The sequence below is a fragment of the Bdellovibrio bacteriovorus genome, from assembly GCF_001592755.1.
Classification (GTDB): domain Bacteria; phylum Bdellovibrionota; class Bdellovibrionia; order Bdellovibrionales; family Bdellovibrionaceae; genus Bdellovibrio; species Bdellovibrio bacteriovorus_E.
Map to the genome: position 1 here is coordinate 111,286 of NZ_LUKF01000002.1, position 10,082 is coordinate 121,367.

The 10,082-nt window shown below is 45.8% G+C and carries 10 protein-coding genes; 6 read left to right on the forward strand and 4 right to left on the reverse strand.

Features of this window, described 5'->3' with window-relative positions:
* Positions 1-25 precede the first annotated feature (25 nt).
* A complete protein-coding gene (locus AZI85_RS03340; protein ID WP_063242749.1) occupies positions 26-634 on the forward strand; it encodes a DUF502 domain-containing protein in 609 nt (202 codons plus the stop codon).
* Positions 634-2,049 carry a hypothetical protein gene (locus tag AZI85_RS03345; protein WP_063242750.1) on the forward strand — a complete coding sequence of 472 codons (1,416 nt, stop codon included), beginning with the start codon at positions 634-636 and terminating at the stop codon, positions 2,047-2,049. The genes AZI85_RS03340 and AZI85_RS03345 overlap by 1 nt, the downstream gene beginning before the upstream one ends.
* A 6-nt stretch (positions 2,050-2,055) precedes the next feature.
* Here the strand turns inward: AZI85_RS03345 and AZI85_RS17920 are convergent, their stop codons facing one another.
* Both AZI85_RS17920 and AZI85_RS03350 read right to left on the reverse strand, forming a co-directional pair.
* Positions 2,056-2,184, reverse strand: coding sequence for a hypothetical protein (locus tag AZI85_RS17920; protein WP_301335683.1), 129 nt, complete (start codon positions 2,182-2,184; stop codon positions 2,056-2,058).
* Positions 2,185-2,311: 127 nt separating this feature from the next.
* Positions 2,312-3,853, reverse strand: coding sequence for a leucyl aminopeptidase family protein (locus AZI85_RS03350; protein WP_063242751.1), 1,542 nt, complete (start codon positions 3,851-3,853; stop codon positions 2,312-2,314).
* 119 nt (positions 3,854-3,972) lie between these two features.
* Here AZI85_RS03350 and AZI85_RS03355 point away from each other — a divergent pair, with 119 nt between their 5' ends.
* The 4 genes from AZI85_RS03355 (at position 3,973) to AZI85_RS03370 (ending at position 6,346) form a co-directional block, all read left to right on the forward strand.
* Positions 3,973-4,941 (forward strand): endonuclease/exonuclease/phosphatase family protein, encoded by a 969-nt coding sequence (locus AZI85_RS03355; RefSeq protein ID WP_253720818.1) that lies wholly within the window; start codon positions 3,973-3,975, stop codon positions 4,939-4,941.
* An 81-nt stretch (positions 4,942-5,022) separates the two neighbouring features.
* Positions 5,023-5,412, forward strand: coding sequence for a Co2+/Mg2+ efflux protein ApaG (apaG, locus tag AZI85_RS03360; RefSeq protein ID WP_063242753.1), 390 nt, complete (start codon positions 5,023-5,025; stop codon positions 5,410-5,412).
* A gap of 81 nt (positions 5,413-5,493) precedes the next feature.
* Complete coding sequence (locus tag AZI85_RS03365) at positions 5,494-5,802, forward strand: hypothetical protein (RefSeq protein ID WP_063242754.1); 309 nt, start codon at positions 5,494-5,496, stop codon at positions 5,800-5,802.
* Positions 5,774-6,346 (forward strand): GNAT family N-acetyltransferase, encoded by a 573-nt coding sequence (locus AZI85_RS03370; protein ID WP_063242755.1) that lies wholly within the window; start codon positions 5,774-5,776, stop codon positions 6,344-6,346. Before AZI85_RS03365 ends, AZI85_RS03370 begins: the two co-directional genes overlap by 29 nt.
* A 42-nt stretch (positions 6,347-6,388) precedes the next feature.
* Here AZI85_RS03370 and AZI85_RS03375 read toward each other — a convergent pair whose 3' ends face one another.
* Complete coding sequence (locus tag AZI85_RS03375; protein ID WP_063242756.1) at positions 6,389-8,911, reverse strand: tail fiber domain-containing protein; 2,523 nt, start codon at positions 8,909-8,911, stop codon at positions 6,389-6,391.
* Between the two features lie 161 nt (positions 8,912-9,072).
* Positions 9,073-9,957 carry a hypothetical protein gene (locus AZI85_RS03380; RefSeq protein ID WP_063242757.1) on the reverse strand — a complete coding sequence of 295 codons (885 nt, stop codon included), beginning with the start codon at positions 9,955-9,957 and terminating at the stop codon, positions 9,073-9,075.
* Between the last annotated feature and the right edge of the window lie 125 nt (positions 9,958-10,082).

Consider the following 10,082-nt stretch of genomic DNA (forward strand, 5'->3'; position numbering starts at 1 on the left):
GCGAACAAAGACGGGACATCCAGCTATGAAACAACTTCAGAAAATCTTCTTGCAAGGTCTTGTGACTTTCTTACCGATTGCGCTGACGATCTACATCATCTACGCCGGTATTGCTATTGTCGATAGCTTCTTAGGAGATGCTCTTCGCCAAGTTCTTCCCATTTACATTCCTGGTTTGGGTTTCTTGCTCACTGTTCTTCTGATTTTCTTATTGGGCTTGATGCTGAACAACCTTCTTGCAGGTGGTATCTTTTCCAAGATGGAACAGCGACTGACGCAAGTTCCTTTTATCAAAGCAATCTACTCTCCCCTGCGCGATCTAATGAATCTGTTTTCTAAAGGTGGCGGACCGGGTGGCCTGCAAAAGGTTGTCTTGGTCGACCTGGGAGACACTGGCATTCGTGCTTTGGGCTTAGTGACTCGTGAAAACTTCCGTGACGTTCCTGCTATTGAACAAAACGCCGATGATCGCATCGCGGTTTACATCCCGATGAGTTATGGTTTAGGGGGATTCACTTTGATGGTGCCTCGCTCTCGCCTGACTCCACTGGATATGCCGATTGAAAAAGCGATGAGCTTAGCCATCACAGGTTGGGTGAAAGCCGATAGCAAGCCCGAAGGAGAAAAGAAATAATGTCTGAAGCTCCGGCGGTAGAAACCACTTTAGGTAAAGCGCTAAAAATAAATAAAGACCTGAGTCGCTACGGGGCTTTTGCAGAAATCGGCGCGGGTCAGGAAGTTGCTCGTCACTTCTTTCAAGCTGGAAAAGCTTCGCAAACTATTGCCAAGACGATCTCTGCTTACGACATGATTGTCAGTGATGATATCTATGGTCGCGAAGCCAACGGACGTTATGTCTGTGAATCCCGTCTGCAAAAAATGTTAGGTCACGAGTACGATCTTTTAGTGGATCGTTTGGCAGAGACCCGCGGTAAAAACACCTGTTTCTTTTCTTTCGCTAACACCGTCGCCACGGCTTCTTCTGGAAGCAACAAACAGTCTCACGGCTGGATGGGTGTGCGTTTTCAAACAAAGCCTAACGGTCCTTCCAACGATATCATCTTGCATGTTCGCATGTTGGATCGCCATCGCTTGCAACAGCAAGAAGCCCTGGGTGTTCTGGGTGTGAATCTTTTGAATTGTGCCTTCTATGGTATTGAGAAAGTGACAGAGTTCATTCCGCATCTAGTGGAAGGACTTAAAGAAGGTCAGATCATCATCGACGTTATTAAATTCAATGGTCCTGCCTTAAAGCACTTTGATGTGCGTTTGATGAACTTAGAACTTGTCCGTCGTAAGCTTGCAGAGGCGATTTTATTCTCTCCACAGAATGAGATCCTGAATGTTTCTGACGCGATTTACGGAAAGTCTTTGTTGATTCAACGAGGCACCTTCCGTCCCGTCACTTCCACTCACCTGGATGTCTTCCAAAAAGGTCTGGCGCAAATGAAGGGCGATGTGCGCTTGAGCGAAGGCAAAGATTTAGATGTCCTGCCGATGATGGAACTGACCATGCACAATCTGCAGATGGACGGTCACCTTAACGAAAAAGACTTCTTGGACCGTGTTGAAACTTTGACGAGTCTGGGTTTTCACGTTTTGATTTCGAACTTCTTCCTGTTCTATAACTTAAAAAGATTCATCCGTCGTTACAACTCGCACTTTATGGCGTTGGTTGTAGGCGCCACACATTTAGAAAAGCTTTTCACGGAAGATCACTACAAGAATTTAGAAGGCGGTCTCTTAGAAGGCCTTGGCAAACTGCTTGAGCAGAAAACCAAGGTTTATATTTATCCGCATAAAACATCGCAGGTGTGTTTAACGACGAAGAGCTTTTTTCCGGCTCCGCACCTTCGCCATATCTATGCTTACTTTTCAGAGAATAAGCAAATCGTGGATATTTCTGGCTGTGATGAGACGGCAGATTATCTGCACTCTATCGACGTGATGAAGATGATCGAAGCTGGGAATCCGGCGTGGGAAAATCTGGTTCCCGCAAGCGTGCGTGACCTGATCAAAGCAAAACAGCTTTTCGGCTATAAGAAATAAGAAATTTTAATTCAGACCTTTTTTGCGACGGGCTTTGTGTTCATAGATCACATAGCCCACGATAATTGTCGAAGAGATGAAAACAATCCCGAAGATGATCTCAATGTTGTAGATAAAATCAAGAAGCCTAAACATTATAAAGTTGATCGGCTTATACTCAATTTAAGTAAACCTCACAAACGTTATAAAGACGAATTCCTAACAAATTGTAATCATGTGTTCCAATAAAAAAGCCCCTTCTTCAGGGGCTTTTTTGGTAATTCTACTCTTGGGTCCTGTTCCGTAAAAATTCAATCAAACACTGCACAGGTTGTCCGCTCCCTCCGCTGGAAGTCAAAGCACCTTGAGCTTTATCCGACCATGCGTAGACGTCTAAGTGAGCCCATTTTTTTCCACGTACGAATTTTTGTAAGAACAAGGCAGCCGTGATAGCTCCTCCGAATCCGCCACCTGAGTTTTTGAAATCCGCAAATGGCGAAGACAAGTCACCGAAGTACTTATCAAACAAAGGCATGCGCCAGTTCAAATCACCTGCTCTTTGACCGGCACGAGTGATGGCGGTTGCTAGTTCATCATCGTTCGAGAAAAGACCGGCAATCTCAGCACCCAATCCTACTTTGATTGCGCCCGTCAATGTCGCCACGTCAATAACGTATTCTGGTTCGTCAGCACCTTTCACGGTGCAAGCCACATCAAGAACATCGGCAAGCACCAAACGCCCTTCGGCATCGGTGTTGTCAATTTCGACGCGAAGTCCGTTGCGAGCGGTGATGACATCACTTGGACGGAATGACTTTCCGTCCACCGCATTTTCAGCCAAAGCCAAATAAAAATCCACTGGACCTGGGTAAGCACTTTCTGCCACCCACAAAGCCAGACCGATGACACTCGCCGCCCCACCCATGTCTTTTTTCATCAAGCGCATTGCGGAAGAAGGTTTAATATCCAAACCACCGGTATCGAAAGTGATACCTTTACCAACAAAGGCGATAGGTTTTAGTTTTGATTTTTTAGCCGGACGGTATTTAAGGTGAACCATGCAAGGGCCGTGTTCAGCACCTTGTCCTACTCCCACATGCAGACCCATTTTTTCTTGAACCAATTTCTTCGTATCCCAGATCGCCACTTTCAAAGTGGAGGGGAACGAAAGTTTTTTTGCCGCGATTTCGGCAAAAGACTCTGGGTTTAAATCATTCGGTGGCAAGTTCACTAAGTGACGAGCCAAGTTCACCGCGCGTGCACGGATCATGGCTTCTTTCACCGTGTTTTTATCAAAGCTTCCCAAAGTTTTTCTTAAAGAGACCTTTGGAAGATCAGCCAACTGCTTGCCGTCAACGAACTGACGGAAGTTATAAGTCGCCATGTCCATGCCGACCAAAGCTCCCAAATCTTGATCCTCTTCAGTTCCGTGGAACTCAATTTGCACGGCGCTTAAGTGATGCGCTTTAAAGTGAGCGACTAAAGAACCAAATTGATCGCGAGCCCATGTGTAGCCAGATTCATCAATCAAACCGTCGTGGCCAACTGAGTTCTTCTTGCGAGAGCGAAGAATCCAAACCGGTCCCTGCTGCCCTACAAAATACACGAGGTCTTTCTCATTTTGTTTCAAAGACGAAGCCTGCCAGTCCAAAGCATGCTGCTTAACCCACGAAGTAAACTTCGCCGTATCATCGACGCCCAAGAAATAGACAAAGCCTGTCAATTCATTCTTTACTTTAAGTTCTTTGCCGATATCGAAAGTTTCAATCCAAGAACGGAATTGAAGCTTATTCGATGTTTTTGAAGGGGCGGATTTCTTAGCCACTGTATTTCCTCACTTTTAGTTTGTGATTACGACGAAAAATTCCGTAAAATCATAATATGACGTGGACTGAGACCACAAATTTAAAATTATGCTTACTCAATGCAGAGAACCTCTTTTTGATGTTCGACGGAACACCAGGGAAAGAGGTTCTGGATTTGAAAGAGACTCAGTGGCAGCGTCTTTCCACTTCCGTTTACGAAAATAAATCACTTAAGAAGACCGAAGACATCGCCAAAGCTTTGAAAGAGATCAATGCCGACATCGTTATGCTGTGCGAAGTCGGAGGTTTTGAGTCCTTAAAAAACTTCAACCTTCTCTTTATGGATGAGGCCTATTCGCCTTGTTTGATTGAAGGAAACTCAGAACGCAATATCGACGTGGGTTTTTTAATCCGCAAAAACTCTCCGTTTTACTTTGATCTTCAATCCAATAAAAACCGCCCGATCAATTATCTTTATCCGCACGAAAGACAAAGCCTGCAACACGGCTACCCGGTCAAAGGCGGCAAGGTCACCACCAGCCATCGCTTTTCTCGCGACGTTGCGGAGCTGCGCCTTTTTAAAAATGATAAAGAAAAGCCGTTTTTAATTATTTTGCTCGCCCATTTAAAATCCCGTTTGGATCCTGAGCGCATTGATCCGAACGGCTTTGAACGCCGCCAAGCCGAGCTTCGCACTTTGCTAGAAATCTATCGGGAGTTGGAAATCGTTCATCCCGACGTCCCTATTTTAGTGGCCGGAGATTTTAACGGGAACGCGAGCCTGATTAATACAGATGAAGAATTCAAAGATATCTATACCCAAACTCCGCTGAAGGATATTTTTGAAGTGATGGGGTTGCCAGCCGAAGCCCGCGCAACTTTTTATCAAGTTCGCAACGGCCAACGCGTGGAAGGTCGACAGATCGACTTCGCCTTTCTTTCGCCGACTTTGCAGAAGTTGATCAAGCCCGGATCCGCCCATGTTCATAAGTTTAAAGATGAATTTGGCATGGAAAGAGACGTGCCAAGAACTATGGACGCAAAATCCCATTTTCCTTCGGATCACAATCCCATTGTGTTTGAAATCGAGAACCTCATTCTCAAATAACTGTATTTTCGCACTACATTGCAGATCTAAAAGGTTCGCCCATTGACCTTTTTCGAGGACGAATTTATCCTTTATTTCACTATGGCAATGCAAAAAACAACGACTCCTGATTTTCAGATCTCCGCGAAAGTGGTCTACGTGCCCTCAGAATCACGTCCTGAGCAGGGTTATCACTTTTTCGCGTATAAAATCGCGATCACGAACAAAGGCGAAGTTCCTGCTCAATTGATGAGCCGCCACTGGGTCATCACGGATTCATCAGGCAAAAAAGAAGAAGTTCGTGGCCCCGGAGTTGTCGGTGTGCAGCCAAAAATCCAACCCGGTCAAACTTTCGAATACGACAGCGCCTGCCCGCTCAATGCGTCAACTGGCAGCATGCAAGGTCGCTATTACTTCGTAGCCGAAAATGGAGAGAGCTTCAGCGTCGAAATCCCTGAGTTCTTCCTTATTGCTCCTCACGCTCTTCACTAAAAAACAGGTCCAGTTTTTCAATAAAACGCTAGAACTTGAAAACCAAGCCGTGCTAAACCCTTTTTCGATTTAGGGGGCGTTATGGCTTGGTTTAAAAATCTAAAAGAACTTTTGGGATTTGATAAAGCTCCACACTGCCTTTGCATGGTGGTCTCTGAACAAGAAGGTGCTGAAATCTGGATCGAGGGTAAAAAAACCAACTACCGCACCCCGAAAGCCATCGCGATTCCTAAGAAAAAAGATGTGAATATCACCATTAAGATGGTGGGCCACCACGATCACCACGCCACAGTTCGCAGTGAACACACTTTATCCTATTACTATTGCAACTTAGATCGTGTGCCACTTAGACTGATCAAGAATGAAATCCATAGATCTGCCTCTTTATAAAAAAACCAAGCGCTTAGTCATCCGACCCTTAGAAGACTACGATTACGAAAACTGGGCGCAAGCTTACTCGTCTCTTCTTCCCCCACAAAATGAATGGGATGAAACCAATTGGGATGAGAGCGAACTCACGAAAAAGAAATTCAAAGATCTTCTAAAAGAACAACACAAACAAAGACAGTCGGATGAGTTTTACTCTTTCGGCATCTTCCGCAAAGACGACGGCGTTCTTTTGGGCCGAGTCACTTTGATGGATATCTCACGCGGCATTTTCCAAAACGCTTACTTGGGATATCAAATCTTCAACGTCTATTGGGGAAATGGCTACGCGCAAGAGGCTTGCAAAGCCGTGATGCAATTGGCATTTAAAAACCTAAAACTTCACCGCGTAGAAGCCGGGATTTCTCCGGCAAATAAAAAATCCATCAAGACCGCCAAAGCTTTGGGCTTACGTAAAGAAGGCGTGAGCAAACGACGCCTGCACGTGAATGGCAAGTGGACCGATATGGAAATTTGGGCACTGACGAAAGAAGAATTAAAAAAATAACCCCCCCTTTTCTCTGCGCCCAGGAAAAGGGCATCGTAGTTTTTATTTCAGCTTATTTTCAATCGCCAGCAGGCGACGCTTAAGATCTTCGTTTTCGCTTTGCAAGTGACTCAATTGACTTTCAAGTTTTTGAATTTGGGCCACGCTCTGTTCGCATTTCCCGTGGATTTCTTTTGTCGCTTCAATCAAAGGCGGAACCAGCTTCGAATAAGCAACCGATTTATAACCTTTCTTGTCAGTTAAAACCGCCTCTGGAAAAACCTTTTCAACTTCTTGGGCGATCACCCCGATATCGTGCACCTGACCAAAGTTCCATTCAGGAAATTCATCTTGTTTCCAGTCAAAATAAACTCCGGACAATTCTAGAATTTTTCCAAGAGCCCCTTCAATAGGAACTACATTGCGCTTAAGTCTTTTATCAGAAGCATTCACGTAAGCACCGACGCCCGCAACGACACCATTTGCATGCAGCTTATAGCTGGGAGTTAAGCTAATCCCGACATTCCCATCTAATATCGTATGGCTGATCCTTTCGCTTCCGGCACTACGATACGCGTGAAGAATTGTTGCACCCGCCGTGTAGGCATCATTCATAGTACGCAAAGTCACAACACCATTGCTATCAGAATACAGCTCGGCCCAACGCATATTTGCCGGTGCGTTCTTGTTGTACATTTCAAATGCACCGAAAGTGCCAGTGGGTGAGGAGGTGCGAATTCTACCAACAACATCAAGTTGAGAACTAGGCGTACTTGTACCAATTCCGACTGCACCACAATTGAAATAGGAAGGACCGAAACTAGCTAGCAGAACACAATCCGTGAAAGTGCCAGAAGCGTCGGCGTTTTGAACGATGACTGTTGCCAGTCGATTTCCTGCCGTTCCCCAGCCCGGACGAAATATATATGGTGTGTGTGTGCCTGCCGTCGGAACACCGCTAAAGATCATTCCTCCGCTATTATACAATGTCGCAGCTGAACCATTATCGACACGAATATTTCCGTTCACATGCAGAGCCTGAGATGGAGAGGCGTTACCAATCCCGACTCTTCCTGAAGTATCAATAGTCATGCGTGTGACTCCGGCTGTTTCGAATGCCACATTGTGCGAACTGTTGGAACCTAACACGGCCGTCCCGGTTACCGTATTGCCACCAAGAGCGAAGGCATCCGTAATTCCGTGCCCTGCAAGAGTGCTCGGATTTGAGCCGGCAGTCACTCTTCCTTTCGCATCGACTGTCACAGACTGAAATGTTCCAGCAGTTACTCCGGTATTGGTGAGCGACGGGTTAGGATAAGATCCAGTCAAATCTCCGCCGGCGACTCCACCGGGAGCGACACCCGAAATTGTCACGCTCGAAGCGGCCGTCAATCGTCCTTGCGCATCCACGGTAACCACTGGCACTTGGGTGCTAGAGCCGTAGCTTCCAGCGGTGACGGCCGTGTTAGCCAAAGAAACAACAGGTGTTGTTCCCGAGTTCGTAACGACAATGTGTCCCGCAGTTCCTGAAATAGACGTCACAGCGAAATTGATGTTTTGACATTGAAAACTGCCAGTTACCGAATTCCAGTAGAGGGTCTGTGTTGCGGAACAGTTTGCAGAAGCCACCGTCGCATTGAATGCAGATTGGGTCATGAGCGAGCCGAGAGTTGCCACGAGGCCTGTCACATCATTCGTGCTAATCGCTGCCGGCCCCCACTGACTTCCGTTGTGTTTAAGAAAATTTCCTGAGGAAGGAGCTGTACTTGCGATCGGCACGCCTTGCAAGCCTGCTACCTGTGGTGACGGATAACTGCCTGTTAAATCACCTGTAGCGGAACCTTTTGGTACTCGAGCATCAGAAAGCCTTACGTCGTCTCCTGCCGCCACCGTTCCCGCGGTCGTGCCGACTTTCAATGTTAACAAAGGTGTTGAGGTGTTGTTCGAAACGGAAAGATAACTATTGGCTGAAGTCACGTTCGTGACTGTGCCGCCATTGGCGCCGCTGATTCCTTCACAAATTAAGTCTGTTCCATTCCATGAAAGAAAAGTTCCCGCAGAACACAAGGGCAAAATATTTTTGAGGATGAATTCCGAAGCGGTGTAGTTTCCTAACTTTGAAGCGCTTCCGGCAAAAGCGGCGTAAGGCACAGTACGAATGACAGTATCGGGTGACACTGTCTTCCATCCATCACCGTCATGGAATCTTACACGAAGCCGTCTGCCGTCATCATGGGCCGGTGTATAGGTGGCGCCACCATCGCAAGTTTTAGAGACGGAATTGTTAAAGGTATCAATAACGCTAAAACTCGCACTCCCGGGATATTGTTTTGAACCAGAGCCAATGGCCAAATCAAAAACTCCTCCGGAGTTAACCATATTGATCCCATTGATTTGTTCCCGGTAAATCACGCAAAGACCATCAGGACTTGTAATTTCGAAACTAAAACTGACGTTGTTGAATTCTAATGCCTGACCGGAGTTTTTTAAAATTCGGCCTTGATAGGTCAAAAGAGGAGGCGCCGCCTGTGCAACCCCAGGAATAAACATGAAAAGAGCAAACCAAAACGTGAATAAAAGCTCCATGTATTTAAAATCGGTTTGTTCTTTGTTTAACTGAATGACTAAATTTCAAGAAACAGTCAAAGCAAGGAGCGCTCATATACGAAATCTTCTTTTAAAACAGAAACACGCGCCTGTTTCAAAAGACAGTGCTTTGCAACCTAACGAGCCTCTTGGGAGCACTTTTAATCTTTTTGTGCTTTTGCACTCTTAAGATTTTTTTTCACTTCAAGCGCTAGATTTTTCATACTCTCTGGACTTCGAACACTGATCTCAATCAGAACAGTCGGCCGCGGCTTCCAAAAAGACGTTATGTGGTTCCACCAAGCCCACAGTTTGGCGGCAAAGCGGTTTCGAATGATCCTATTTAATCCTAATGCTTTAAACTCGCCCAATAAGAAACCCACATCTCGAGTTTCAAAACGTTTTTTATGTCTGTATTTTCTTTTGTACTCAAGAATATTGCGAATGAGGTAAGTCCAATCATCCGAGGATTGGAGTGTTCTTCCGGCGCTTCCCGCAATTATTTGCGACAGGAACTCTGGGAGACCAAACTGCGGCTGAAACTGATTATGTCCATCAACGTGAGTGAGTAAAGGTGGCGCATCTAGGAAAATATTCTGCAAAGCTTTCACATGTTCTTTAGCGGGAAACATAAACCAAAACCCACTTTTCTGGATGTCGGCCGTATTTTGCAAATCCCGCCACGGCTTTTGAGGATCAATGGCTCGAGGCTGATCTACGCGAATCAACTTCTGCCAAAGAAAAAGACTCTTTTGTCTTTCTGTAGACTCCCCCGACTCATTCTCATCTTGCTTCACCTGAAAAATGTAAGCTCTTTCCTCCACCAAGTTCTGCTGATTATCCTGAAACTTAAAATAAAAAAGCACATCCGCAAGCTCCACAGAATAGGTTTCAGACTGAGGCTGCACTTTAGGACTCTTATCAAGATGGGCAACACTTACCGTAAACTCAGAAGCTTGACGCCCCAAAAGAGCCCCCACAGTATTACAAAGCTCAGAAAAAAACTCTTCACCCAAAAGCTTCTCTAAATACTCAAGCTCACCCATACCCCATCACCCCACAAACCAAATTAAAGTTTGCCAACCCCCACGAAGCAACATCAATCCAAAAAAAACCAGACCAACGGAAACAAACGAAGCCCAGAACGCCGACCTTCCGCTCCGCTAATTTC

Coding starts and splice junctions, on each gene's coding strand:
- AZI85_RS17920 (WP_301335683.1), bottom strand. CDS start 2,184: ATGTTTAGGCTTCTTGATTTTATCTACAACATTGAGATCATCTTCGGG.
- AZI85_RS03340 (WP_063242749.1), top strand. CDS start 26: ATGAAACAACTTCAGAAAATCTTCTTGCAAGGTCTTGTGACTTTCTTA.
- AZI85_RS03375 (WP_063242756.1), bottom strand. CDS start 8,911: ATGGAGCTTTTATTCACGTTTTGGTTTGCTCTTTTCATGTTTATTCCT.
- AZI85_RS03345 (WP_063242750.1), top strand. CDS start 634: ATGTCTGAAGCTCCGGCGGTAGAAACCACTTTAGGTAAAGCGCTAAAA.
- AZI85_RS03380 (WP_063242757.1), bottom strand. CDS start 9,957: ATGGGTGAGCTTGAGTATTTAGAGAAGCTTTTGGGTGAAGAGTTTTTT.
- apaG (WP_063242753.1), top strand. CDS start 5,023: ATGGCAATGCAAAAAACAACGACTCCTGATTTTCAGATCTCCGCGAAA.
- AZI85_RS03370 (WP_063242755.1), top strand. CDS start 5,774: ATGAAATCCATAGATCTGCCTCTTTATAAAAAAACCAAGCGCTTAGTC.
- AZI85_RS03365 (WP_063242754.1), top strand. CDS start 5,494: ATGGCTTGGTTTAAAAATCTAAAAGAACTTTTGGGATTTGATAAAGCT.
- AZI85_RS03355 (WP_253720818.1), top strand. CDS start 3,973: ATGTTCGACGGAACACCAGGGAAAGAGGTTCTGGATTTGAAAGAGACT.